This window comes from Mesorhizobium sp. M2D.F.Ca.ET.226.01.1.1, assembly GCF_004022705.2.
Classification (GTDB): domain Bacteria; phylum Pseudomonadota; class Alphaproteobacteria; order Rhizobiales; family Rhizobiaceae; genus Mesorhizobium.
The window spans coordinates 386,813-411,616 of sequence record NZ_RZOY02000003.1 but is presented as its reverse complement, the minus strand read 5'-3'; the positions used below and the strand labels follow the sequence as shown (position 1 = coordinate 411,616).

Here is a 24,804-nt window from a genome sequence, read left to right as displayed (position 1 = left end):
GGTCTCTAGGACCTCAACCGCGGTTGAGCTCAAGCGGTATTTTTTCGCCTGTCGCGGGCAGTCAGTTCGCGGTGCTGCGCAGCTGGAATTGGCTGACGCCGATGGCGATGTTGAGGCCGGTCTGAGTCTGGACGCTGAGCGGCTGCAGGGTGAAGGCGTTGCCGGTGCCGCCGACCAGGAGGTTGGCGCCGGCGCCGACCGCGGCGGTCACTTCGGCGCTGGCGCCGACATAGTCTCCGGCAAGCGCCCCCGGGGCATAGATGTTGTTCATGGGCGTCAGCACCAGCCAGCGCATCACGCTCTAGGTGGTGGTGCCGATGTCGAGGCCGTATTTGTTGACGGCGCCGAAATAGGCTTCCGGCGCGAAGGTCTTGTCGGCCGGTGTGAAGGTGCAGCTCAGATCCTTGCTGGAGCCGAAGAAGAAGCCGGTGCCGCCGCCGATGGCGCAATCCAAGACGCCGAGCTCGACGCCGCCGGTCTCCGCTCGAGCCTGTCCGACTAGTGCAACGATCGCGATCGCGGCTGCGGCGATGATCCTCGACATACGTCCCCCCAAAACATGCGGCCCGGAACGGCTACAATGTCCTGTTCCGGGCCGCGCGTATAGGCGGATGTCGTCAGCGGCCGAGCGCTTATTTGTAGGAGTGGACGAGGTCCAGCGAGGCCACAGCGACGGCCAGATTGACGCCGGTCTGCGCCTGGACGCTGAGCGGCTCCAGCATGAAGGCGCCGTCCAGGCCGCCGACCAGGAGATTGGCGCCGCCACCGGTCACGACGGAGGCCTCGGCGTTGACGCCGTAATAGCTGCCGGCGAGGTCGCCCGCCTCATGATGGCGCGTGGCGCCGAGCACTGCCCAGACGAGCTGGCCCTGATGCGTCTGGCCGAGATCGACGCCGAGCTTGGAGATCATGCCGGTGTACTGCTCGGCCGGACCGTGATGATAGGGACGGAAGGTGCAAGCGACGCCCTTGTTCGAGGTGATGACATAGCCGACGCCGCCATCGATAGTGCAATCGAGCGTGCCGAGCCGCAGCGTGCCGGCGCTGACCGGGGAAGCGAGGACCGTGGCGGCAAGCGCGGCAGCGGCACAGGCAAGGGATTTGATCATTGGAAAGGTCCTTTCGCGAAAATTTTGCCCCGGCTTAAACGAGCGAGGTGCGCCGAGCGTTCCGCCGAAAACTTGGCGCGAACATGGCAAAGGTTAACGCGTTGTCATCAGCGGTTAACAAGGCGTGATAATTGCGCAACGGTGCCGGGATGCGAAGGCTCAACAAGGCTTAATGAAGCCAGAGACGCCCGAATGCGGACCGGATTCTGTCGAGCGGGCCTCGGCTTTCCGGAGGCTCCTGATCCGGCAGCTCGATCAGCAGCGTGCCATGGAATTCCTTGGGATAGCGCTCGTAGAAGCCGATATCGTTGACGATCCGCCGGCCGCGAAGCGAGCGCTTCATATCCGGATGCGGCTCCAACGGCGGGTGGGCCAGTTGCCCTGCCTTTTCGACCAGCTCGTCGAAATCCTGCAGTGTGAAATCGTCCACGTCGTAAGCGATCTTCGAACGGACATAGCTTCTGGCGTTGATACGCTGCGCGATGAGCTTCAGCATATCCCAGACAGGGTCCCGGTTGGCGTCCGATCCCCCGTTCTCCAGGGCCATCAGAAGGTACCAGGCCGGCTGCCCCAGCCAGAACATCGTCAAGGCCGTAGCCTTGTCACATTGCGGCTGGCGCGCGATCCAGAACAGCGGGTCGATATCCCAATCCCAGTTGAAGTCGAGCACGGCCCGGTGCCAATCGTCGGGAGAGGCTTTTTCCAGCCAGGCGATCTGCCGCTGGATGCTGTGCTCGTTCTCATCCATCGGGTGCCGGTCCGGTGTTCGCGGATGACCGGCGCTCGCCGGCTTCACCCGCTACCTTGACACGCAATGATTGCGATTTGCCTGCGCCCGGCGCGGCAATTGGAACGATATCGAGGGCCGGCGCGATGAGACGCCGGCTCGCAATCAGCTGGCGTTGGCCCCGGTGCGCGACAGGCCGTCCTTGGCCGGCTGGTAGTTCGGGTCGAGGTGGACCGCCTCGCGATAGGACTTGGCAGCCCTTACCTTGTCGCCGCGCTTTTCGTAGATCAGCGCCTGGTTGGCCCATGCCTCGGCATTCTTGCCGTCGAGCTTGATGGCCATGTTGAAGTCGGAGAAGGCGTTGTCCTCGTCGCCCATCGCCAGATAGGAGAGGCCGCGGCCGTTGTAGGGCTCGGCGGCGTCCGGCGCCAGCGAGATCGCTGTCGAGAAATCCTCGATGGCGAATTTGTGCTGGCCCTGGCTCTGATAGATCAGGCCGCGATTGTGGTAGGCGCGCGCGTCGGTGGTGTCGAGCTGGATCGCCTTCTGAAAATCGTTGAAGGCGTCCTGGGTGCGGCCCGCCTTACGGTAGAGATTGCCGCGACCGATATAGGCGGCGTCGTAATTGGCGTTGATCTGGATCGAGCGGTTGTAGTCGGCGAGGGCTGCTTCCTGGTTGCCGAGGAAGCGCTGGATCAGCGCGCGGTTCGAATAGGCCTGGTAGAAATTCGGATTGAGCTGAATGGCCTGGTTGAAGTCCTTCAGCGCCGCCTGGTACTGGCCGCCGCGGCCATAGGCCGAGCCGCGCACATTGTAGCCTTCCGGATCCTGCGGATTGCGCTGGATGACCGCCGAAAGCGAGGAAATGTTCTCGCTCGAGCCTTGCGCCTTGTCGATGTTGTTGAACTCGCCGGTGGGCGTCGTCTGGCATGCTGCAAGCGTCAGACCCGAAACAAGGGCTGCCGTCAGGGCGAAGCCGCGAAAAGCGGTTCTGCGCTCCACGGTAATAGCGTTCATCTTTGTCCTCACTGCCGCGCCGCCGTCAGTCCGTTCCCTCTCCGAACCGGCTCGAATCTGTAAACAAAAAGGTGGCGGCGATTCCGCATCGCGCCACCTCGGTATCCTTCGAAAAGGACGAAAAATAGGCGTTATGAGCGCGGCGAACGCGGCGCGCCGCCAGCACCGGCCGGAGCCGGACGCGGGGTCATCGGCAGCAGGCCTTCGCGCTGGGCGCGCTTGCGGGCCAGCTTGCGGGCGCGACGCACGGCTTCCGCCTTCTCGCGGGCACGCTTCTCCGACGGCTTCTCGTAGTGACCGCGCATCTTCATTTCGCGGAAAATACCTTCGCGCTGCATTTTCTTCTTCAGCGCGCGAAGCGCCTGATCAACGTTGTTGTCGCGGACGAGTACCTGCACGGGCAATCCTGTCTTCGGGTTTGAAATCGTTAGGCAATCGGCCATAGCCGAGATGCCTCCGCGGCGAGTTGCACCGCGAATTGTGGCGGCTGATAGCAGAATCAGGCTGTCCTGTCCACCGCTGATTGTGCGAACGCGATCAAAAACCGGAACACCGCGCCTGGTTGCGACTCAGCCTTCCGCCGCCACCGGATGGAGGTGCGCGAAATCTTGGAAGAATTCGCCGTAGTCGCAGGTGATTTCCTCGCCGGCTGCGATGTCGCGGATGGCGGTGGCGCCGCCATATTGCGAGAAATCCGTGTTCGGCCGCTCGGCATGGTTCATGAAGCGGCCATTGTCGACCTCATAGACGATGAAGCCGGGCTTATCCGGGCTCGGATAGGCATAGCGGTCGAGCAATTCCCTCAAATGCGGGGGCGCGGCCTCATATTTGTCCTGCGGAATCAGCCGGTCGAAATCGGGATCGAGCCGCCAGATCGAGGCGCCTTTTCGGATCGGCTCGGCGGCGAAGACGCCGACGCCCTCGATGGCGCTCTGGGCAACATAGGTTCTGATCAGCAGCATCGTTCCGGTCCGTTTTCGGCCCGAAAGCAAATCGCGAAATTCAACCGGAATGCAAGGCCATATCGTGAGATTTCAACGGCGAGCATATTTGCAGCCCGCCGAATGCGTCAGGTCCGGTTGATGGAGACGCCGCCATCGGCAAACAGCGCCGTACCGGTGGTGAAGCTCGAGGCGTCCGAGGCGAGGTAGAGCGCGGAGCCGGCGATCTCCTCCGGCTGCGCCATCCGCTTCAAGGCATGGATACCTTCGACGAAAGCGCGCGCCTCGGGCGTGGTGGTCGTGGCGCCGGGCGTATCGGTGCCGCCGGGCAGCAGCGCGTTGACGCGCAGACCCTTCGGACCGTATTCGGCGGCCAGCACCTGCGTCAGCCCGATCAGTCCGGCCTTGGCCGCGGCATAGGCCGCCATGCCCGGCATGCCGGCGGTGTAACCGACGAAGCTCGAGGTGAAGATCAGCGAGCCGCCGCCGCGCTCCAGCATGGCCGGTATCTGATGCTTCGCGGCGAGATAGGCGCTGGTCAGATTGGTGTCCATCGTCTCGTGCCAGGTCGCCGGCGCCATGTCGGGCACGGGCTCCATCACACCGACGGCGCCGGCATTGTTGAAGGCGATGTCGAGGCCGCCGAAACGAACAATAGCGAGCTCGACCAGCGCCTTGGCATAGGCCTCGTCCCGGACATCGCCGGCAAGTGCGGCCGCCGTGCCGCCCGCCGCTTCGATCTCGTCGACGAGGGCGTCGAGCTCGAGCTTGCGGCGCGCCGCGACGACGAGATTCGCGCCCTGCTCGGCGAAGAGCTTCGCCGTGGCGCGGCCGATGCCGGAACTGGCGCCGGTGACGATGGCAACCTTGTTTGTCAGGGTGAACATGTCTCTGCATCCTTCCTTTTCTGCCGAGCTGGCCGGCGGTTGGATGCTTGGTCGCAAATGGCACAGGCCGGAGCCACCCGAAACCGGCAAAGGCGCTGTGGCCCTACTGCCGCAACAGCCAACCCAGCCGGTCCAGCGAGAAGGCGTAGCTGAGGGCGATCAGCAGAGCCATGGCAATGCCGGCGGCCGCGTGACCGGCCAGATAGATTCCAGCGGCGCCGCCGAACAGTATGACGAGTTCCAACACCAGCCGCGCCGCGCCCGGCACAGGAACCGGTGCGCGGCCCGACCGGCTTGGGTCGTCAGGAACCGCGAAGGTTCCCCAAAGCGCAGCTGCAATAAGCGGCAAGGCCAATGAGAGAAGCCAGCGCCACCACCCTTCGGACAGGCTCCAGCCGGCCATGCCAAGCCCGAGCAGCGCCGCAAGTTCCAGCAGAAAGCGCAAGGTCAGATTCCACCAAGCGTTACCCATATCCATCCTCCAGGTCTCGGGACAGCCGGTATGGCTGATTGCCGCCGCGGCTACCAGCCCGGATGTCATCCTTTCGGCATGGCGCAAAGCGGCAAGCGCCGTCGCAAACAGCGCAAGGATGACATCGCGGTTTCGCTAGTGATACACCTCGCGTGACGGGAGAGGCCCGGACCATATCCGCGATTTTTGGCGCGAGGCTTAACGTGAAGAAATACTCGGTATTCGCCATTGCCCGCGAGGCGATGCGCGGCCACAAGGGCTGGGAAGAGCAATGGACCTCGCCTGAGCCGAAAAAGGAATATGACGTCATCATCGTCGGCGCCGGCGGGCACGGTCTGGCGACGGCCTATTATCTGGCGACCGAGCACGGCATCACTAACATCGCGGTGCTGGAAAAAGGCTGGCTCGGCGGCGGCAACACCGGCCGCAACACCACCATCATCCGCTCCAACTATCTCTATGACGAAAGCGCCGGCATCTATGACCATGCGCTGAAGCTGTGGGACGGGCTCAGCCAGGAGCTCAACTACAACGTCATGTATTCGGCGCGCGGCGTCATGATGCTGGCGCACAACGTCCATGACGTGCGGGTCTTCAAGCGCCATATCCATGCCAATCGGCTCAACGGCATCGACAATGAATGGCTGACGCCGGAACAGGCGAAGGAATTCTGTCCGCCGCTCAACATCTCCAAGGAAGCGCGCTATCCGGTGATGGGCGCGGCGTTGCAGCGGCGCGGCGGCACGGCGCGCCACGACGCGGTCGCCTGGGGCTATGCGCGCGGCGCCTCGGCGCGCGGCGTGCACATCATCCAGAATTGCGAGGTCACCGGCATCAAGCGCGCGGCCAATGGCGCGGTCAGCGGCGTCGAGACGACGCGCGGCTTCATCGGCGCCAAGAAGATCGGCGTGGTCGCGGCCGGCCATTCGTCGGTCATCATGAACATGGCCGGCGTGCGCATGCCACTCGAAAGCTATCCGCTGCAGGCGCTGGTGTCGGAGCCGATCAAGCCGGTGGTGCCCTGCGTGGTGATGTCGAACACCGTGCACGCCTATATTTCGCAGTCCGACAAGGGCGAGTTGGTCATCGGTGCCGGCACCGACCAGTACGTCTCCTATTCGCAGACCGGCGGCCTGCACATTCTTCAGCACACGCTCGACGCCATCTGCGAGATGTTCCCGATCTTCACCCGCATGAAGATGCTGCGCTCCTGGGGCGGCATCGTCGACGTGACCCCCGACCGCTCGCCGATCCTGGCGAAGACGCCGGTGCAAGGCCTCTACGTCAATTGCGGCTGGGGCACGGGCGGCTTCAAGGCAACGCCCGGGTCGGGCAATGTCTTCGCGCACACGATCGCGAAGGACGACCCGCACCCGATCAACGCGCCCTTCACGCTCGAGCGCTTCCGTACGGGACGTCTGATCGACGAGGCCGCCGCGGCTGCGGTGGCCCACTGATGATCACTCAGCCGCATTGCGATCAACCGGCCGGCGTGCGCGTCGGTCATGGCAAGTTTTAGGATCACCCAGATGCTTCTCATCCGCTGCCCCTATTGCGAGGAAGAGCGCCCTGAACTCGAGTTCCGCAATGCCGGCGAGGCGCATATCGCGCGGCCGACGAACATTGCCGCCGAGAGCGACGACGATTTCGAGAAATTCTTCTTCATCCGCGCGAATCCGAAGGGCGTCATCTATGAGCGCTGGCGGCACATCCATGGCTGCGCGCGCTTCTTCAACGCGGTGCGCGACACCGTCACCGACAAGTTCATCATGACCTACAAGGCCGGCGAGCCGAAGCCCGCGAAACTGCCTGGAGCCGCGAAATGACCGCCGCATTCCGTATCTCCGGCGCCGGTCGCCTCAGCCAGGCCAGGACGGCCTCCTTCAGCTTCGACGACAAGTCCTACACGGGCATCGAGGGCGATACGCTCGCCTCGGCGCTGCTCGCCAACGGCGTGCATCTGGTCGGCCGCTCGTTCAAGTATCACCGGCCGCGCGGCTTCCTGTCGGCCGGCGCGGAGGAACCGAACGCGCTGGTGCAGATCGTGCGCGACGATGCGCGCAAGACGCCGAATGTGCGGGCGACCGTGCAGGAGCTTTATGACGGGCTGACCGCCAATTCGCAGAACTGCTGGCCGTCGCTCGCCTTCGACATCGGCGCGGTCAACGACCTTGCATCGCCGATGTTCTCGGCCGGCTTCTACTACAAGACCTTTATGTGGCCGAAGTCGGCCTGGAAGAATCTCTACGAACCGAAGATCCGCGCTGCCGCCGGTCTCGGCGTCTCGCCCGAGAAGCCGGACCCGGACCATTATGCCGCGCGCTATGCGCATTGCGAGGTGCTGGTGCTGGGTGGCGGCGCCGCCGGCATTGCCGCAGCGCTTGCCGCCGCCGAAACGGGCGTGCGGGTGATCCTCGCCGACGAGCAGGCCGAATTCGGCGGCAGCCTGCGCTTCGAGAGCGGCGCCAGGATCGATGGCCAGGGCGGCTTTGCGTGGGCTCAAGGTGCGGTCGCGAAGCTCAAGGCGATGGACAATGTGCGCGTGCTGTCGCGCACCACCGCTTTTGGTTACTACGCGCAGAATTTCGTCGGACTGGTCGAACGGGTCAGCGACCATCTCAAGAGCCCGGGCCGTGAATTGGCGCGCGAGCGTCTGTGGCAGGTCCGCGCCAATCGCGTCGTGATCGCGACCGGCGCCATCGAGCGGCATATGGTGTTCGCCAACAACGACCGTCCGGGCGTGATGCTGGCTTCGGCGGCGCGCACCTATCTCAACCACTATGGCGTCGCGGTCGGCAGGAATGTCGGCGTCTATACGGCGAATGACTCCGCTTATGCCGCGGCAATCGACCTCAAGAAGGCCGGCGTCAACATCGCGGCCGTCGTCGACCTGCGCGACAACCCGGCCGGACCGGTGATCGACGAGGCGAGGGCGCTCGGCATTGAGATCAATTTCGGCCGCGCCGTGATCAGCGCCGGCGGCAAGCTGCGCGTCTCCTCGATGACCGTGCAGCCGAAGAATGGCGGCGGTGAGCGCACCGTTCCGGTCGACGCCATCTTGATGTCGGCCGGCTGGACGCCATCGGTGCATCTGTTCTCGCAGTCGCGCGGCAAGGTTGCCTTCAACGACGAGACCAAGCGCTTCGTGCCCGGCACCTATGCGCAGGACTGCGTGTCGGTCGGCGGCTGCAACGGCACCGACGGGCTGGACGCAACGGTCGACGAGGCCTATGCGGCCGGCGCCAAGGCGGCGAAGGAAGCCGGCGGCAAGGCCGGGAAGAGCGCCAAGCCGAAGGTCGATGCCGGCGAGAGCTGCTCGCGCGGCATGCTGGGCGCGGCGCCCGGCGCCGGGCCCGGCACCACGGTCAAGGCTTTCGTCGATTTCCAGAACGACGTCACCGCCAAGGACATCCGCCAGGCGGTGCATGAAGGCATGCGCTCGATCGAGCACGTCAAGCGCTTCACCACCAACGGCATGGCGACCGACCAGGGCAAGACGTCGAACATGCACGGCCTGGCGATCGCCGCCGAGGAACTCGGCAAGCCGATCCCGCAAGTCGGCCTCACCACCTTTCGCGCACCCTACACGCCGGTGACCTTCGGTTCGATTGTCGGTCACGCGCGCGGCGCGCTGTTCGACCCGACCCGGCGCACGGCGACGCATGGCTGGGCCGCTTCGCAAGGTGCGGTGTTCGAGGATGTCGGCCACTGGAAACGCGCCTGGTATTTCCCCAAGGCGGGCGAGGACATGCATGCCGCCGTCAATCGCGAATGCGTGGCTGTGCGCAAGGTGGGCGGCCTGTTCGACGCCTCGACGCTCGGCAAAATCGAGGTGGTCGGGCCGGACGCAGCAAAGTTCATGGAGCTGCTCTACACCAATCCGTGGGAGAAGCTGGAAACCGGCCGCTGCCGCTATGGCATCATGCTGCGCGAGGACGGCTTCATCTATGACGACGGCGTCGTCGGCAGGCTTGCGCCGGACCGCTTCCATGTGACGACGACGACAGGCGGCGCGCCGCGCGTCATGAACCACATGGAGGATTACCTCCAGACCGAGTTCCCGCACTTGAATGTCTGGCTGACCTCGATCACCGAGCAATGGGCGGTGATCGCGGTGCAGGGGCCGAAGTCGCGCGACATTATCGCGCCGCTGGTCGAAGGCATCGACATGTCGGACGAGGCGATGCCGCATATGTCGGTGCGCGAGGGCAAGATCTGCGGCGTGCCGACAAGGCTGTTCCGCATGTCCTTCACCGGCGAGCGCGGTTTCGAGGTCAATGTGCCTGCCGATTACGGCGAGGCGGTGTGGGAAGCGCTGTGGGCCGAGGGCCAGAAGCATGGTGCTGTCGCCTACGGCACCGAAACGATGCACGTGCTGCGCGCCGAGAAGGGCTACATCATCGTCGGCCAGGACACGGACGGCACGGTGACGCCGAACGATGCCGGGCTCGACTGGGCGGTGGGCAAGAAGAAGACCGACTTCGTCGGCATTCGCGGCCTGACCCGATCGGACCTGGTGGCCAAGGGCCGCAAGCAGCTCGTCGGCCTGAAGACCAAGGACCCGAAGGTTGTGCTGGAAGAAGGCGCGCAGATCGTTGCCGATCCGAAACAGCCTATTCCGATGAAGATGATCGGCCACGTCACCTCCAGCTACTGGTCGGAGAATTGCGGTCGTTCGATCGCTCTGGCGCTGGTTGCCGGCGGCCGCGACCGCATGGGGCAGACGCTCTATGTGCCGATGCCGAACGGCACGATCGAGGTGGAAGTCACCGGCATGGTGTTCGTCGACGAGAAGGGAGAACGCCTCAATGGCTAAGGCTGCCGCCAAGACAAAAGCCGCTGCTGCATCCGCTTCCGTCGAACGGCGGCCGGCACTTGCGGGCCGCACGCTGTCGGCGCCGGGCGTGAAAGTGGAGATGCTGCCGCCGGCCGAGCGCATTTCGCTGCGCGCGCCGCAGGCTTCGCTCGCGGCGCTCTCCAAGGCGCTCGGCGTGACGCTGCCGGTCAAGCCGAAGAGCTCGGCGACGAAGGATGGACGCACGGCGCTGTGGCTCGGCCCGGACGAATGGATGATCATCGACGAGGCAGGCAACGATCCGCTCGCCGACTGCGCCAAGATTTCGGCGCTGCATTCGGCGGTCGGCATCTCGCACCGCAATGTCGGGATTTCAGTTGCCGGACCAGCGGCCGCGGTGACGGTCAATTCGGGCTGTCCGCAGGACCTGTCGCTCGACGCCTTCCCGGTCGGTGCTGCCTCGCGCACCATTCTCGGTAAATCCGAGATCGTGCTGTTGCGCACTGCTGCGGATGCGTTCCGTGTGGAGTGCTGGCGCTCCTTCTCGGACTATGTCTTTACTCTGCTGTCGGAAGCGGCAAGCGACGCGGCGAACTGATCTTCACGCTACGCTGTCGGATAGCCGCGCAACCGGAACCATCGCCGGCCCTGTCCGTTTTCGCAGCTTGCGAGGGAGATGCCGATGCCATCCAAACCAGCGCCGAAGTCGCCCAAGAAGACAGTGGCTGTCCGCTCGCTGGAGCAGGAACGGCATCGCGAGATCGAGGAAGAGGAACTCGAGGAAGGTCTCGAGGATACGTTTCCGGCCAGCGACCCGGTGTCGATCACGAGCAGCGCCATCCCTGGCTCGCCCGCCAAGCCGGCTAAGGCCGTACCAGGAACGAAACCGCGCAAGAAATAAGTCTAGGCAGATCGCTCGGGCAACAGGCAAAACGAAAAAGGGCGGCCAAGTGCCGCCCGTTTTCGTTTGAAATCTTACCAGTAGCGCTTACAGGCCGGGCACGAACCACGGGTTGACGTCGATGCCAAGCTTCGGGCTCTTCGGCTGGGTCTTGGCGGTGTCAGCCTTTTCGACCGAACCGGTCGCGTTGCAATCAAGCTTCACATTGGCCTGGATGCAGGCAGCAGGCGCATGCTTGGCCGGCTGGGCGGCGCCAGCAAAGGCGGCACCCGAGAAAGCCAGCACGGCGGCGAGGGTGAGGATGGTCTTCTTCATTTTCCGTCTCCAGCATTTCCGTACATGTACGGCATGACGTACAGATACGGATGACGGGGGCGGAATTCAAGAGGGACTCTGTACGCGTACGTAAAATTTTTTCGAAAATGGGAATTGGCTGCGACGGATCAAGCGACCGGGACTTCGATCACGTCAGAAGTGATCAGCAGTCGACCGGTGTTTCGGTGAGCGGGGGAATGTCCTGCCCCGACAGCGAAGCCACCATGAAATTGCACATGCGCTTCACATAGGCCTCGGGGTCACCGAAAGGATAAAACGGAAAGGTGATCAGCAGTGAGATCGTGCCATGGCCGACGGTCCACAGCATGGTGGCGATCGCGCGCGGGTCGCCCTTGAGCTTGCCGGCGGCCACGCAGGCCTCCACCCGCTTGATCAGCACCTTCATGGCCGGGTTGCCCTCTTCCATGTCCTCGTAGCTGCGGCCTTCCGGCAGCTTGGTCTTCTCGGTCATGAAAACGGTGCGGTATTCGTTGGGGTTGCCGAGGCCGAAGGCGGCGTACTCGGTCATCACCGCCTTGAGCGCCTCGACCGGATCGTCGGCGGGATGTTCCTCGATGCGCCGCGCCAGCGTCTCGAACGCATCCTCGGCGAGCGCGAAGAGGATGTCCTGCTTGTCGGCGAAATAGGAATAGACCGACATCGGCGCATAGCCGACGCGTTTGGCCAGCTTGCGGATCGTCAGGCCTTCATAGCCCTCTTCCTGAACCAGCTTGTGGGCCGCCGCGACGAGTTCCGAGCGAAGCTCTGCCTTCTGTTTTTCGCGGCGTTTCTGAACGCTCAGCGTCAATGCTTGCCTGCCTATGTGATTGGTTGCCTCACAAAATTATATACGCTGTACGGAAACGGACAAGAGAGCGAACTGGTTCCGCTGCGTCCGCTCTTAACGCTTCGTTTCGCGGGATGCTTAGATGGCGCCAATGCCGCCGTCGAGCGCCAGCGTGTGGCCGGTCATGAAGGAATTGGCCGGGTCGGCGAGGAACAGGATGCCGGTCGTGATCTCGTCGACCTCACCGACACGCTTCATCGGCACGCCGCGGGTGAGCTCAGCAAGCGCTTCGGCTTCGGGCGTTCCACTGAAGCGGACGAAGCCGTCGACCATCGCGGTTTTCGTATGCGCGGGGCAGACCGCATTGATGCGAATGCCCTTGCTGGCATATTCCACCGCCGCCGAGCGCGTTAGCCCGACAACGCCGTGCTTGGCGGCAGCGTAAACCGACAGCTTGGGCGCGCCGGAGAGGCCGGCGACCGACGCGATGTTGACGATGACCCCGCCCTTGCCACTGTCCTTGAACTGGCGCTCCAACTGCGGGATCTGGTGCTTCATGGCGTAGAAGACGCCGAGAAGATCGATCTCGACCACGCGGCGCGCTTCCTCGGACGTCACCTGCGGCAGGCGCACGAAGCTGTGCACGATGCCGGCATTGTTGACGGCGATGTCGAGCCGACCGAATTTCTCGACGGCCAGTTTCACGAGATCCTCCGACAGCCTTTCGTCGGCGATGTTGCCCGCAAGGCACGCTGTCTCGGCGTCGAGCGTCGCCGCAAAACCGCCGAGCGCCGGCTCGTCGAGATCGGAAAGCACCAGCCGCGCACCTTCGGCGGCGAAGGCTCTTGCCGCACCACTGCCGAGACCGCCGGTCGCACCGGTGATCAGCACGGTCGCGCTCTCGAAACGGCCCATCCTCAGCGCTCCTTATCGACCAGCTCCACCGCGAGCTCGGCGAGCAGTTTCACCGCCTGGCCGTAGGTCTTGGCTTTCTCCGGGTTGGAGGCATTGCCGTCCAGCGCGCGGCGATAGACGCCTTGGCAGATCGCCGCCAGTCGAAAGAAGGAGAAGGCCAGGAAGAAGGTCCAGTCGCCGATCGCCTCGATGCCGCGCCGGCGGCAGTAGGCGGCGACATAGGCCTCCTCGGAAGGCAGGCCCGCCGCCGCGCGGTCGATGCCGCCGAGGCCGCGAAAGCCCGAGGCATGCGGCAGCCGCCATTGCATGCATTGATAGGCGAGGTCGGCAAAGGGATGGCCAAGCGTCGACAGTTCCCAGTCGAGCACGGCGATGACCTTGGGCTGTTCCTTGGCGAACATCATGTTGTCCAGCCGGTAGTCGCCATGGACGAGCGAGACGCGGCCATCATCGGCCGGCATATGCGTCTCAAGCCAGGCGATCAGCCGATCCATATCGGCGATGGTTTCGGTTTCGGAGGCGCGATACTGGCTGGTCCAGCGGGCGAACTGGCGCTCGAAATAGCTGCCCGGCCTGCCGAAATCGCCAAGGCCCACGGCCTCTACATCAACACCGTGCAAGGCGGCGAGCGTGGCGTTCATAGCGTCATAGACCGCGACGCGCCCGTCATTGCCGGAAACGTCAGGCAGCGACGGGTCCCAGAAGATGCGGCCGTCGAGATATTCCATGACATAGAACATGCGGCCGATCGGCGAATCCTCGCCTGACAGATGCAGCATGCGCGGCACCGGCACCGTCGTCCCGGAAAGCGCCTGCATCACCCGAAACTCGCGATCGACCTGATGCGCGGATTTCAGCAATTGTCCCGGCGGCTTGGCGCGCAATACGTAGCGGCCGCTCGCAGCGGTCAGGAGGTAGGTCGGATTGGACTGCCCGGATTTGAATTTCTCGATCGCTGAAAGCCCGGCAAAACCCGGGACATGCGCTTCGAGATAAGGCGCAAGCGCCGCCAGGTCTAAAGTATTAGCGTCGCCGCTCATGCGGTCTCGGGCTGGCGCTCGAGCAAGGTGAGCGTCAGCCAGCGCGCAGTCAGCGCCGGCTTTTTCGAACCCTCGATTTCGATGGTCACGTCATGCGCCGTCTGCACCCAGCCGGACGGCCTCACCTTCACATCCGCCAGCACGAAGCGGGTGCGGATGCGTGCGCCGGTCTTTACCGGCGCCAGAAAGCGCAGCGTATCGAAGCCGTGATTGACGCCCATCTTGGTGTTTTCGAGTGGCGGCATGGTCTCGAAGGTCATTGCCGACAAAAGCGACAGCGACAGGAAGCCATGCGCGATGGTGCCGCCGAACGGCGTTTCGCGCTCGGCGCGCTCCGGATCGCAATGGATAAACTGGTGGTCGTCGGTGGCATCGGCGAACTGGTCGATCATGCGCTGCGTCACCGTGCGCCAGGGCGACACGCCGACCTCCTTGCCGACGCTTGCCAGAAGCGTATCGAGACTGATCGGTTCCACGCTGATGTCCTCCGCGCCCCCGCCCGGATTGATTGACCGGGCGTCTTATTCCTTGAACCCCGCCCGGATTCCTTGAAACCGGGCGTCTTATTCCTTGAACAATGTCATTCCGTGCTGCACCGACTGGCCGCCGTCGATGGGCAGGATGGCGCCGGTGACATAGCTGCCGGCACGGCTGCACAAATAAAGCGTTGCGCCGGCAATGTCATCCGCCACGCCGATGCGGCCGAGCGGAACATGGTTACCAACATGTTTCGCCCGCTCCTCGGTCGCGGTGGCAAAGGCCGTCATCCGGCTCTGGAAGGGACCGGGGGCGAAAGCGTTGACGGTGATGCGGCGGGCGGCGAACTCGCTCGCCAGCGTGCGCGTCAGATGGTGCACCGCGGCCTTCGAGGCGGTGTAGGAGTAGGCGTCGTCGGCCAGCGGCTGGGTGCCCATCACCGAGCCGAGATTGATCACGCGGGCCGGGTCCTCGTCGCTGGCGGCGGCATCGAGCAGCGGCAACAGCTCCCGGGTCAGGTGGAAGACGGCGGTTACGTTGACGCCGAATACCTTCGCCCAGGCGTGGTAAGGGAACTCCTGCAGCGGCGCGCCCCAGGAAATGCCGGCATTGTTCACCAGGATGTGCAGGCGCTCGGTGCGCGCCTTGACCTCGGCAACGAGGGCGGCGATGCCCGCTTCGCTGGACACGTCGCCGGCAAAGCCTTCGGCCTGGCCTGAGCCGCCGAGCGCGTTCAATTCGTTGGCGACTTTCATGCAATCCTCGCCCTTGCGCGAGGCGATCATCACCCGGGCACCGGCGCGCACCAGCCCGGTCGCCACCATGCGGCCGATTCCGGTCGCCGCACCGGTCACCAGTGCGGTCTTGCCGGTGACCGAGAACAGCTTGTCCAGATAGCTCATCGCATTCCTCCGCATCCTGCCCGGCCGGGGACTCGCCCAAGAACTCGCGTTGACAAGGCTAGCCGAAGTACGGTCATCCTTGCCACGGGTAAAGATTTATCTTCGGAAAGGCCGGAAGCGATGGCGGATATGAATCTCGGCATGACCGAGCGGCTGAAGCTGATCCACCAGCGTGTGGCAGCGATGGTACGCGACGAGATCGCGCCGCAGGGCGAAGAGTTTCTCGCCGAAGTCGGCAAGGACGGCGACCGCTGGGCCTATACGGCCAGGCAGACGGAGATCCTGGAAGGCTTGAAGAGGGCGGCGCGGGAGCGCGGCCTGTGGAACTTCTGGCTGACCGATTCCAAACGCGGCTACGGCCTCTCCACCGTCGAATACGCCTATCTGGCGGAGGAGATGGGCAAGGCGCATCTCGGCGCCGAAACCTTCAACTGCTCGGCGCCCGACACCGGCAATATGGAGGTGCTGGAGCGTTACGGCTCGCAGGCGCAGAAGCGGGATTGGCTGGAACCGCTGCTCGAGGGGAAAATCCGTTCGGCCTATCTCATGACCGAGCCTGACGTGGCGTCCTCGGACGCGACGAATATTTCGATGCGCTGCGAGCGGCAGGGCGGCGATTATGTGCTCAACGGTGAGAAATGGTGGGCTTCCGGAGCCGGCGATCCGCGCTGCGCCATCTACATCGTCATGGTCAGGACCGGGTCGGACGAGGAGCCGCAGCACCGCCGGCATTCGATGATCCTGGTGCCTTCCGACAGCAAGGGTATCACCAGGCTGCGGCCGATGCAGGTCTATGGCGACGACGACGCCCCGCACGGCCATATGCATCTGAGGTTCGACAATGTACGGGTGCCGGCGGCGGACCTGATCCTCGGCGAGGGGAGGGGGTTCGAGATCGCGCAGGGGCGGCTCGGGCCTGGCCGCATCCATCACTGCATGCGCGCCATCGGCCAGGCCGAAATGGCGCTGGAGATGCTGTGCCAGCGCTCGGTGCGGCGCGAGGCCTTCGGCCAGTCGCTGGCCAAGCTCGGCGCCAATTTCGACATCATCGCCGAATGCCGCATGGAGATCGAGATGGCGCGGCTCTTGTGCCTCAAGGCGGCTTGGATGATCGACCAGGGCGATGCCCGCGCCGCCGCGCCCTGGATCAGCCAGATCAAGGTCGTGGCGCCCCGCGTCGCGCTCAAGGTCACGGACGAAGCGGTGCAGATGTTCGGCGCGCAAGGCATCAGCCAGGACACGCCGCTCGCCCGATCCTGGACGCATCTGCGGACGCTCAGGCTGGCCGACGGGCCGGACGCCGTGCACCGGCGGCAGGTGGCGCGCGCGGAACTGAAGAAATACACGCAGGAAAAGGTCTGACAGCCATGACGCTTCCATCGCAAATGCAAGGCCTGCTGCTTGTCGGCGACGGCTACACAAGGACGCCTTCGGCGGCCGCGCTGGAGGCGATGGAGCCTTATCTCCAGCCCGGCAGCATCGCGGTGCCGGCGCCCGGTCCGACACAGGCGCTGATCAAGGTCAGCCTCGCCTCGATCAATCCGTCCGACATCGCCTTCATCAAGGGCCAGTACGGCCAGCCGCGGGTCAAGGGCCGGCCGGCCGGCTTCGAGGGCGTCGGCACTGTTGTCGCCACCGGCGACGACGCCTATGCGAGGAGCCTTGCGGGAAAGCGTGTTGCCTTCGCCACCGGGGTGACAAATTGGGGCGCCTGGGCCGACTATGCCGTTGCCGAGGCCGCGTCCTGCATCCCGCTCATCGACACGGTGCGCGACGAGGACGGCGCCGCAATGATCGTCAATCCGCTGACCGCCTTGGCCATGTTCGACATCGTCAAGCAGGAGGGCGAAAAGGCCTTCATCATGACCGCCGGCGCCAGCCAGCTCTGCAAGCTGATCATCGGGCTGGCGAAGGAGGAAGGTTTTCGGCCGATCGTCACCGTGCGCCGCGATGAGCAGATCCCGCTTTTGAAGGACCTCGGCGCCGCCCATGCGCTCAACGAGAAGGCGACGGATTTCGAGGCAGCGCTGCGCGAGGCGATGAAGGCCGAGCAGCCGCGCGTCTTCCTCGACGCGGTCACCGGTCCGCTGGCTTCGGCAATCTTCAACGCCATGCCGAAGCGCGCGCGCTGGATCGTCTATGGCCGGCTCGACGCCGAGCCGACGGTGATCCGCGAGCCCGGCCAGCTGATCTTCCAGCACAAACGCGTCGAAGGTTTCTGGCTGGCCGAATGGATGCGGCAGTTCCGCGATAGGCTGGGTCCGGCGGTGCTGGAGGCGCAGAAGCGCTTTTCCGACGGACGCTGGTCGACCGACGTCACGGCGGTCGTGCCTCTGGACGAGGCGATGGCGCGGCTGCCGGCCGAGCTCGCCAAGCCCAACGGAAAGGTGTTCATCAGGCCGTAAGCAACCGACGCCGATCGGAGCAATGCCTTTGGACAAAAAACCGTGATCGGCGAGAGGGCGGCGGAAAAATGCCGCGTTCCGCCGTCCTTTGCCCGCGCCGGCAACAGTCACGCTTGGATGTTCTATTTCAATTCGTTGTGATATCTCGCCGGCGCTGAAGGGCTTGGCGGCGATGGGAAAGCCGTCCCGGTCGGAACGCGGGGTGTGCTATGACGGTAACCAAGCCGGTTTTCGACCGTTTGGGGTTTTGGCTGTGGGTCGGATCGTTTCTGGTCGTGCTTGGGCTTGCGTTATGGTCCCCCAATGCGCGTTCGGTGGTCCATATCTACAGGCATGGCAGTGAAGCTTTCCTTGACCGCCAACCGCTGTACCACGTCGAAGTCGCGATGGGATATTTGTACGCTCCCGCCTTCGCCGTCCTCTATGTTCCCCTGCTGAAGCTCGGGCCGTATCTGGGCAATATTTTGTGGCACATACTGGGCTTTTCGGTGCTGACCTTCGCGGCGATGCGTCAGGTGCGCAAGCTCGGCTGCCAGGAGCAGACATGGCTGCTGTCCTTCGGCCTTTTCCTTGCCTTGCCGGTGGCGCTGGCAGCGCTTCGCAACGGCCAGGCAACGATCCTGCTCGCAGGGGCGTGCTGGTTGCTGACGCTGTCGGCACTGGAGGGGCGGCGGGCCGAAACCTTCTTCTGGGCCACGCTTGCGGTCATCGCCAAGCCGACCGCGATCATCATGCTGCTGCTGGCCGGAGCGCTGCGTCCCAGGCTGATACCGGTGCTGGCGCTGGCGGTTCTTTTCGCTTTAGCTATCCCCTACGGCTTTGCGTCTCCCGACTACGTCAACGCGCAATACCATGATTTCTTCCGGATGCTGACTTCCATGACTGTCGATCCAACCGGCCCCTTCATCCCGGCCGATTTCACGGCGCCTTTCACGCGGTTTGGGACGCCGCTTCCCGAAACGGTGATGACGATCGTGCGCGTCGTCGCTGGCCTGCTCACGCTCTGGCTGGTGCTCCAGTTCGACCGCAGGCTGGACCCGGACATTGGCGGCCTCGCCATCTTCCTTATCGCGGCGTTCTATATGTGCGTCTTCAATCCGCGGGTCGAGCAGAACACCTATGCCATGGTGGCGGTGCCCGCCGGCTTGTCCATCGCCCTGCTGTGGCAGGCGAAGGGAGCCGGGACCATGCGCTGGTTTTTGGCAACGCTTCTCTTCGTCACTGGGCTAACCAGCGTCGATCCGCGGCTGCACGATCTTTTCCACCTGTGGTTCCGGCCGATCAGCATCAGCATCATTGCCGGCGTGCTCATCGGCTGGTTCGGGACGCAAGGCAGGCAGAAAATGCCGGCCGCCGGAGTCGTCGCGCATGGCTAAGATGCTCGACGTCATCGCGCCGTTCTTCAACGAGGCCGAATCCGCGATTGCCTTCGTCGGTTTGCTCGACAAGCTCGAAGCGGCAGTGGCGGAGCGTTTCGGCATGACGGTCCGCAAGATCCTCGTCGATGACGGCAGCCGCGACGGCAGCGCCGAGATATTCGCAGCGGCATTGTCGGGCTCCTGGGAGATCGTCCGGCTCAGCCGCAATTTCGGCAAGGAAGCGGCGGTGCTCGCCGGTCTCGATCATTCCCGCGGCGACGTCGTGCTGATCATGGATTCCGATCTCCAGCATTCCATGGACATCAGCCTGAAGATGATCGGCGAACTGGTCGGGAATCCGGAGATCGATGTCGTCTACGCGCAGAACGACCGGCGCGAGGGGAGCTGGCGGCGGAGCCAACTGGCGCGGCTCTTCTACAAGCTGATCAACAGTAGCCAGCGCTTCGATATTCCGGAGAATGCCGGGGATTTCCGCGTCATGCGCGGCGCCGTGGCGCGTGCGCTGACCAGCGTGCGCGACAAGCGTCGCTTCAACAAGGGCCTGTTCGCCTGGGCCGGCTTCCGCCAGAAGGCGGTGCTCTACTCGCCGGAAAACCGCGCCAGCGGCACGTCGAAATGGAGCAGGTTCAACCTGATCGCCTTCTCGCTCGAAGGGTTCACCTCGTTTTCCGTGATCCCGCTGCGCGTCATCAGCCTCATTGGATTGCTGGCGGCGTTTGCGGGTGTCGCCTACGGTGTGAAGGTGCTGTTCGAGGTGCTGTTCTACGGCATCGCCGTGCCCGGCTATCCCAGCCTCATGGTCGCCGTCGTGCTTTTGGGCGGGCTCAATCTGGCGCTGCTCGGCCTGATCGGCGAATATGTCTGGGTCACGCTCAGCGAAAGCAAGGACCGGCCCGTCTACATCGTGCGCGACGTCCTCCACGGCAATGCCGTCGAGCAAGCTGCCCCCGGCAAATGACCCGGTCGATCCGCCTGATCGCCGACGATTACGGGCTGGCGCCGGGCGTATCGAGCGCGATCCTGGAACTCATCGAGCGTGGGCGCCTGACCGGAACCGGATGCATGACCGGTTTTCCCGAATGGGAAGAGGCGGCGGCGCGCATGAGACCCTTTCGCGGACGAGGCGCCGTCGGGCTGCATCTGACCCTCACCGATCAGATCGCTGCGACCGGCCCGTCCAGCCTGGCGCCGGAAGGCAAGCTGCCGGGGCTCGCTTCGCTTGCGCTGCCGGTGCGGCGCGGGCGTATCGACGAACGGGACGTTCACGCCGAGCTCGACGGGCAATATGGCCGCTTCGTCGAGGCGCTGGGCGGCCCGCCCGATTACATCGACGGGCACCAGCATGTGCATTTTCTTCCCGTGGTCCGAAACTGGCTGCTCGCGCGTTTTGGACAAAGCGCGCGCAAGCCGGCGCTGCGAGGCGCCCCCAGTCTCGCCGCCCTGGACGCCAAGATCGCGGCCGTCGCCACTCTGGCCGCCGGCTTCAACAGATCGATGCAACGGGCCGGTTTCAGCGTCATGACGCCGCTTTCCGGAATCTATGACTGGCGGCAGCCGGAGAAATTCGCCTCCACGCTGCGCGCCGCCGTCGATAGCTTGCCCGAACAAGGCGTGTTCATGTGCCATCCGGGCCATGTCGATGAGATTTTGCGCTCGCGCGACCCGATGCAAGGTGTGCGTGAGGTCGAATTTGGCTTCCTAATCTCAGACGATTTCGGCATCAGCCTCGACCGCGCCGGAGCCCGCGTCATGGACGGCGGCGTATGAGCAGTGCCGGCCAGCCGCAGCGTTCGACCGGCGACAAGATCGTCCGCTTCGCCCTGGTCGGGCTGGTCAACACCGGCATCGATCTCACGGCATTCTTCCTGCTGCTCAAGCTCGCGGCGCCGGCCTTGGCCGCCAATGTCGGCGCGTGGTTGGCCGCAGTGCTCTTCTCCTTCGTGGCGAACCGGTTCTGGTCGTTCGAGCGAGACCCGGGCATCCGGCTGCACCATTCCTTCCTGCGCTTCGTCTCGCTGGGAGCGTTGATTTCGCTCGGCGTTTCCAGTCTGTCGATTGCCGTCCTGGCAGGGGCCGTCGGCGTGTGGCCGGCAAAGATCATCGGCGTCGTGATCGCGGCGGTGCTGAACTTCCTGGCGGCACGCTGGTCGATCGAAGGCAAGCTGTTGGGGTGAGTCCAGGGATTTCGCTGCCCGGCCGGCTGGATGTAGGGACCTGATCCATGATCCGCTCATGCCGGACGCGGCAGCGCGACGATGGCGCAGGCGGGCCCCTGTCGGCCAGCCCGATGATGTCGAGATATCGGGAACATGAAGCTGGACTGCCGTCTCGGCCCCAATCCCTGCTGTATTTTCGCGAAGGCCGAAGATCTTATCGCAAGCTTTCGAGGTCCCGGATTCGCTTGGCGCCGGCGGCTTCCAATTGCCTTGTCACGGCGCCGATCAGGGTTTCGGCGACGACGAAGAGCGCGGCGGACGAATCCCAGGCCGATGGCACGGCGGTGCGGCCGGCAATCACATGGCGGGCAAAGCGGGCGATCGGCGACAGCCACTGGTCGGTGAACAGAATGATCTGCACGCCGCGCTGATGCGCCTTCTCGGCAAAGCGGACGAGGCTCTCCTGGTAGCGGCGGATGTCGAAGATCACCAGCACGTCGCGCTTGCCCATATCGATCAGCCGGTCGCGCCAGATGCTCTCTTGGCCGGCAAGGTGGTAGACCTCGGGCTGGATGATGGCGAGGTGAGCGGCCATGTAGCGCGCCAGCGGATCGGTGAAGCGGCCGCCGATCAGGAACGTCTTGCCGCGCCGCTCGGCCAGCCGCGCGGCGATGTCGGCGAGCTGCTTGTCGCTGAGATGCCGGAACGTCTCGCGCAAATTGTCGAGCGTCGCCTCCAGCATCGGCGAGACGGCGCCGCCGGCCGAGCTCGGGTCGAGGGTGCGCGAAGCGGGCGACTGCAATTGCGCCGCCAGTTCGTCCTGCAGCGCCGACTGGAATTCGGGGTAGTTCTGGAAGCCGAGCCTGGCGACGAAGCGCAGGATCGTTGGCGAGGACACGCCGGCCGCGGCTGAGAATTCGGCGACGGTCTTCAGCCCGGTCAAAGGATAGTTGGCGATCAGCGTCTGGGCGGCGCGGCGTTCGCCGGCCGGCATGGTGCCGATGCGGTCGGAGATCAGTTCGGCAATGCTGGAAATCATGGTTTTCCCCCGCCTGTTGACCTGTCGCCGCCGTTTTCCCGAATTCGCGTTTGACAAAGCCGTTTAAACTGTATGAAATCATTCACCGGGACGCAATGAGGCAAAATACGTAACATAAGATACAGCGCTCCCAAGGGGACGGCAGTATGGAGAAAGCACGGCCCGCCAGCCTTGCACCGTCGGAGACCGTAAGGGTGACCAACCCTGGCGGCTCGAGTCCCTTCGTCTTCACCTGCGACCACGCCTCGAACTTCCTGCCCGCCGAATTCGGCACGCTCGGCCTGCCGGCCGAAGACCTTTCCCGCCACATCGCCTGGGATCCGGGCGCGCTTCCCGTCGCCAGCTGCATGGCCGAGGCGTTGGATGCTCCCTTGGTCGAAACTCGCGTCTCGCGCCTCGTCATCGACTGCAACCGGCCGCTCGACGCGCCGGACCTGGTGCCGCCGGTCAGCGAGACGACAGTCATTCCTGGCAATGCCGGTCTTTCCGAGAAACAGCGCGCCGCCCGGGTCGAGCTGTGCTGGCGTCCTTTCCACAACACGATTGCCAATCTCATCGACGAGCGGCTGGCGCGCGGACAGGAAACGCGGCTGGTCTCGGTTCACTCCTTCACGCCGGTTTACAAGGGCAAAAGCCGGCCCTGGCATATCGGCATCATCCATGACGAGGATCGCCGGCTGGCGGCGCCGCTGATATCGGCGCTGCAGCGGCTTGCCGGCGTCACCGTCGGCGTCAACGAACCCTATTCGCCGGCCGACCGCGTTTATTTCACGCTGGAACGGCACGCGCGCTCGCGCGACCTGCCCTGCGCGATGATCGAGATCCGCAACGACGAAATCGCCGGCGAGACCGGGCAGCGGAAATGGGCGGATCTGCTCACCGGCATATTTTCGAATCTGGAGCCCGAGGAGGCCAGGGGCTCCCGACAACGCGCAATGGGAAAGTCAGTACAGTCGGCCAGCTAAGAAATCAAAAGGGGACTTCAAATGGCAGCACCTGATCACACAGACAAATCTGAGGACGTAAAAATCCTTCATAGCATGGGCTATGCCCAGGAATTGGCTCGCCGCATGAGCGGCTTCTCCAACTTCGCCATTTCCTTCTCGATCATTTGCATTCTGGCCGGCGGTATCACGTCATTCCCGCTGGCCATGGGCACCGGCAGCGGCTTCGAGGCGACCATCGGCTGGATCATCGGCGGTCTCTTCGCGCTGGTGGTCGCGGCTTCGCTCGGCCAGATCGGCTCGGCCTATCCCACCGCCGGCGGCCTCTACCATTGGTCCTCGATCCTTGGCGGGCGCGGCTGGGGCTGGGCGACGGCCTGGATCAATCTGCTCGGCCTGATCTTCGTCGTCGCCTCGGTCAATGTCGGCGTCTACCTGCTGTTCCAGGGACTGGTCGCGGGACCGATCTTCGGTTGGGACACATCGACGTGGGGCTTCTGGCAGCAGACGACGGCGGTCGTCATCATCACTGTCACCCAGGGCCTGTTCAACCATCTCGGCATCAAGACGACGACGATGCTGACCGACTTCTCGGGCTACCTCATCCTCGTTGTCGCGGTCGTATTGACGCTGACCTTCCTGATCTGGGGCGCGCATGGCTTCGATCTTTCGCGGCTGACGACCTTCGTCAACACGACCGGTGACCTCGGCGGTGGCTATGTTCCGACGGCCCGCACGGCGTTCGTGGCGTTCCTGATCGGCCTTCTGTATCCGCTCTATACGATCACCGGCTTTGACGCCTCGGCGCACACCGCCGAGGAAACGCACAACGCCCGCGTTGCTGTGCCCAGAGGCATGATCCACGCGGTCTTCTGGTCGCTCGTTTTCGGCTTCGTCATGGCGGTGTCCTTCGTGCTGGCGAGCCCCGATCTGGTGGCAACCGCCAAGGACGGCGGCAATGCCTGGTTCAACCTGTTCAACAACCTGCCGGCGCCGACCTGGCTGAAGTATCTGCTCGGCATCTGCATTGTGCTGTCGAACTATCTGTGCGCGCTGGCCGGACTGACGTCGACCTCGCGCATGATCTTCGCCTTCTCGCGTGACGGTGGCCTGCCGGGATCGTCCTTGTGGAAGCAGGTTTCGCCGACCTGGCGCACGCCGGTGCCCGCCATCTGGCTCGGCGTCGTGCTGTCGATCGCCGCCACGCTCTATTCGCCGGCTTTCGCGGCGCTGGCGGCAGGCTGCGCTCTCTTCCTCTACGTCTCCTACGCCATGCCGGTGGCGGCAGGCCTGCTTGCGGAAGGCAAGACCTGGACCGAGTTCGGCCCGTTCCGTCTCGGCGTCTGGTCGAAGCCTTTCGCCATCATCACCGTGCTCGGCGTTCTTGTGCTGATGTATGCCGGCATCCAGCCGCCCTTCGACATCCTCATCAACTACGCCATCGGACTGATCATCCTGCTGGTTGTCCTTTGGTTCGGTATCGAATCGCGCCGCTTCAAGGGTCCGCCGATCGGTGCCGACATTGCCCGTCGCGCCGCGGAGATCGCGGCCGCGGAAAAAGCCGTCGGCCAAACCGCGAACTAACGACAAGCAATA

Annotated in this window: 27 protein-coding genes and 1 pseudogene; 13 read left to right on the top strand and 15 right to left on the bottom strand. The window is 64.3% G+C overall.

Annotated features, from left to right (window positions below; translation table 11 throughout):
• Positions 1-61: 61 nt before the first annotated feature.
• The 8 genes and pseudogenes from EN869_RS09390 to EN869_RS09355 form a co-directional block, all read right to left on the bottom strand.
• A pseudogene (locus EN869_RS09390) lies at positions 62-544 on the bottom strand (DUF992 domain-containing protein).
• Positions 545-632: 88 nt separating this feature from the next.
• Positions 633-1,109: a DUF992 domain-containing protein gene (locus EN869_RS09385; protein ID WP_127225626.1), complete on the bottom strand. Its 477-nt coding sequence runs from the start codon at positions 1,107-1,109 to the stop codon at positions 633-635.
• Positions 1,110-1,278: 169 nt separating this feature from the next.
• On the bottom strand, positions 1,279-1,857 hold the full coding sequence (locus EN869_RS09380; RefSeq protein ID WP_127225627.1) for a DUF4274 domain-containing protein: 579 nt from the start codon (positions 1,855-1,857) through the stop codon (positions 1,279-1,281).
• A 144-nt stretch (positions 1,858-2,001) separates the two neighbouring features.
• Positions 2,002-2,853: a tetratricopeptide repeat protein gene (locus EN869_RS09375; protein WP_127225628.1), complete on the bottom strand. Its 852-nt coding sequence runs from the start codon at positions 2,851-2,853 to the stop codon at positions 2,002-2,004.
• Positions 2,854-2,984: 131 nt separating this feature from the next.
• A complete protein-coding gene (gene rpsU, locus EN869_RS09370) occupies positions 2,985-3,251 on the bottom strand; it encodes a 30S ribosomal protein S21 (RefSeq protein ID WP_042639546.1) in 267 nt (88 codons plus the stop codon).
• A 171-nt stretch (positions 3,252-3,422) separates the two neighbouring features.
• Entirely contained in the window at positions 3,423-3,815 is a 393-nt protein-coding gene (locus EN869_RS09365) for an SET domain-containing protein-lysine N-methyltransferase (RefSeq protein ID WP_127225629.1), read from the bottom strand.
• 107 nt (positions 3,816-3,922) lie between these two features.
• The gene (locus EN869_RS09360) at positions 3,923-4,681 is read right to left on the bottom strand and encodes an SDR family oxidoreductase (RefSeq protein ID WP_127225630.1); all 759 of its coding nucleotides are present in this window, start codon (positions 4,679-4,681) and stop codon (positions 3,923-3,925) included.
• A 103-nt stretch (positions 4,682-4,784) separates the two neighbouring features.
• Positions 4,785-5,126 (bottom strand): YrdB family protein, encoded by a 342-nt coding sequence (locus tag EN869_RS09355; protein WP_245489401.1) that lies wholly within the window; start codon positions 5,124-5,126, stop codon positions 4,785-4,787.
• Between the two features lie 230 nt (positions 5,127-5,356).
• Between EN869_RS09355 and EN869_RS09350 the strand changes: the two genes are divergently transcribed.
• The 5 genes from EN869_RS09350 to EN869_RS09330 all read left to right on the top strand — a co-directional run bounded on the left by EN869_RS09350 (position 5,357) and on the right by EN869_RS09330 (position 10,849).
• Entirely contained in the window at positions 5,357-6,610 is a 1,254-nt protein-coding gene (locus EN869_RS09350) for a sarcosine oxidase subunit beta (protein ID WP_127225631.1), read from the top strand.
• A 72-nt stretch (positions 6,611-6,682) separates the two neighbouring features.
• Positions 6,683-6,979: a sarcosine oxidase subunit delta gene (locus tag EN869_RS09345; RefSeq protein ID WP_127225632.1), complete on the top strand. Its 297-nt coding sequence runs from the start codon at positions 6,683-6,685 to the stop codon at positions 6,977-6,979.
• Positions 6,976-9,969 carry a sarcosine oxidase subunit alpha gene (locus tag EN869_RS09340; protein WP_127225633.1) on the top strand — a complete coding sequence of 998 codons (2,994 nt, stop codon included), beginning with the start codon at positions 6,976-6,978 and terminating at the stop codon, positions 9,967-9,969. Before EN869_RS09345 ends, EN869_RS09340 begins: the two co-directional genes overlap by 4 nt.
• Positions 9,962-10,546 carry a sarcosine oxidase subunit gamma gene (locus EN869_RS09335; protein ID WP_127225634.1) on the top strand — a complete coding sequence of 195 codons (585 nt, stop codon included), beginning with the start codon at positions 9,962-9,964 and terminating at the stop codon, positions 10,544-10,546. Before EN869_RS09340 ends, EN869_RS09335 begins: the two co-directional genes overlap by 8 nt.
• A gap of 84 nt (positions 10,547-10,630) precedes the next feature.
• Complete coding sequence (locus EN869_RS09330) at positions 10,631-10,849, top strand: hypothetical protein (protein ID WP_127225635.1); 219 nt, start codon at positions 10,631-10,633, stop codon at positions 10,847-10,849.
• A gap of 87 nt (positions 10,850-10,936) precedes the next feature.
• On the opposite strand, the gene EN869_RS09325 is transcribed toward EN869_RS09330, so the two are convergent.
• The 6 genes from EN869_RS09325 to EN869_RS09300 all read right to left on the bottom strand — a co-directional run bounded on the left by EN869_RS09325 (position 10,937) and on the right by EN869_RS09300 (position 15,285).
• Positions 10,937-11,164, bottom strand: a complete 228-nt coding sequence (locus EN869_RS09325; protein WP_127225636.1) for a DUF680 domain-containing protein — start codon at positions 11,162-11,164, stop codon at positions 10,937-10,939.
• 163 nt (positions 11,165-11,327) lie between these two features.
• Positions 11,328-11,972, bottom strand: a complete 645-nt coding sequence (locus tag EN869_RS09320; RefSeq protein ID WP_127225637.1) for a TetR/AcrR family transcriptional regulator — start codon at positions 11,970-11,972, stop codon at positions 11,328-11,330.
• A 117-nt stretch (positions 11,973-12,089) separates the two neighbouring features.
• Positions 12,090-12,866, bottom strand: a complete 777-nt coding sequence (locus tag EN869_RS09315; protein WP_127225638.1) for an SDR family oxidoreductase — start codon at positions 12,864-12,866, stop codon at positions 12,090-12,092.
• A 2-nt stretch (positions 12,867-12,868) separates the two neighbouring features.
• Positions 12,869-13,906 carry a phosphotransferase gene (locus EN869_RS09310; RefSeq protein WP_127225639.1) on the bottom strand — a complete coding sequence of 346 codons (1,038 nt, stop codon included), beginning with the start codon at positions 13,904-13,906 and terminating at the stop codon, positions 12,869-12,871.
• Positions 13,903-14,388 carry a MaoC family dehydratase gene (locus tag EN869_RS09305; RefSeq protein ID WP_281015764.1) on the bottom strand — a complete coding sequence of 162 codons (486 nt, stop codon included), beginning with the start codon at positions 14,386-14,388 and terminating at the stop codon, positions 13,903-13,905. The genes EN869_RS09310 and EN869_RS09305 overlap by 4 nt, the downstream gene beginning before the upstream one ends.
• An 81-nt stretch (positions 14,389-14,469) precedes the next feature.
• Complete coding sequence (locus EN869_RS09300; protein ID WP_127225641.1) at positions 14,470-15,285, bottom strand: SDR family oxidoreductase; 816 nt, start codon at positions 15,283-15,285, stop codon at positions 14,470-14,472.
• Positions 15,286-15,405: 120 nt separating this feature from the next.
• Between EN869_RS09300 and EN869_RS09295 the strand changes: the two genes are divergently transcribed.
• From EN869_RS09295 to EN869_RS09270, 6 genes are all read left to right on the top strand, one after another.
• Complete coding sequence (locus EN869_RS09295) at positions 15,406-16,647, top strand: acyl-CoA dehydrogenase family protein (RefSeq protein ID WP_127225642.1); 1,242 nt, start codon at positions 15,406-15,408, stop codon at positions 16,645-16,647.
• Positions 16,648-16,652: 5 nt separating this feature from the next.
• Entirely contained in the window at positions 16,653-17,690 is a 1,038-nt protein-coding gene (locus EN869_RS09290; RefSeq protein WP_127225643.1) for a zinc-binding dehydrogenase, read from the top strand.
• A 386-nt stretch (positions 17,691-18,076) separates the two neighbouring features.
• Positions 18,077-19,066 carry a glycosyltransferase 87 family protein gene (locus tag EN869_RS09285; protein ID WP_245489400.1) on the top strand — a complete coding sequence of 330 codons (990 nt, stop codon included), beginning with the start codon at positions 18,077-18,079 and terminating at the stop codon, positions 19,064-19,066.
• A complete protein-coding gene (locus tag EN869_RS09280) occupies positions 19,059-20,027 on the top strand; it encodes a glycosyltransferase family 2 protein (RefSeq protein WP_127225645.1) in 969 nt (322 codons plus the stop codon). The genes EN869_RS09285 and EN869_RS09280 overlap by 8 nt, the downstream gene beginning before the upstream one ends.
• The gene (locus EN869_RS09275; protein WP_127225646.1) at positions 20,024-20,836 is read left to right on the top strand and encodes a ChbG/HpnK family deacetylase; all 813 of its coding nucleotides are present in this window, start codon (positions 20,024-20,026) and stop codon (positions 20,834-20,836) included. Before EN869_RS09280 ends, EN869_RS09275 begins: the two co-directional genes overlap by 4 nt.
• Positions 20,833-21,243, top strand: a complete 411-nt coding sequence (locus EN869_RS09270) for a GtrA family protein (RefSeq protein WP_127225647.1) — start codon at positions 20,833-20,835, stop codon at positions 21,241-21,243. Before EN869_RS09275 ends, EN869_RS09270 begins: the two co-directional genes overlap by 4 nt.
• Positions 21,244-21,439: 196 nt before the next feature.
• Here the strand turns inward: EN869_RS09270 and EN869_RS09265 are convergent, their stop codons facing one another.
• On the bottom strand, positions 21,440-22,264 hold the full coding sequence (locus tag EN869_RS09265; RefSeq protein WP_127225648.1) for a MurR/RpiR family transcriptional regulator: 825 nt from the start codon (positions 22,262-22,264) through the stop codon (positions 21,440-21,442).
• Positions 22,265-22,410: 146 nt separating this feature from the next.
• Between EN869_RS09265 and EN869_RS09260 the strand changes: the two genes are divergently transcribed.
• Together EN869_RS09260 and EN869_RS09255 are read left to right on the top strand one after the other, a co-directional pair.
• Positions 22,411-23,229: an N-formylglutamate amidohydrolase gene (locus EN869_RS09260; RefSeq protein ID WP_127225649.1), complete on the top strand. Its 819-nt coding sequence runs from the start codon at positions 22,411-22,413 to the stop codon at positions 23,227-23,229.
• Between the two features lie 21 nt (positions 23,230-23,250).
• Positions 23,251-24,792, top strand: coding sequence for an amino acid permease (locus EN869_RS09255; RefSeq protein WP_127225650.1), 1,542 nt, complete (start codon positions 23,251-23,253; stop codon positions 24,790-24,792).
• The last annotated feature ends 12 nt before the right edge of the window (positions 24,793-24,804 follow it).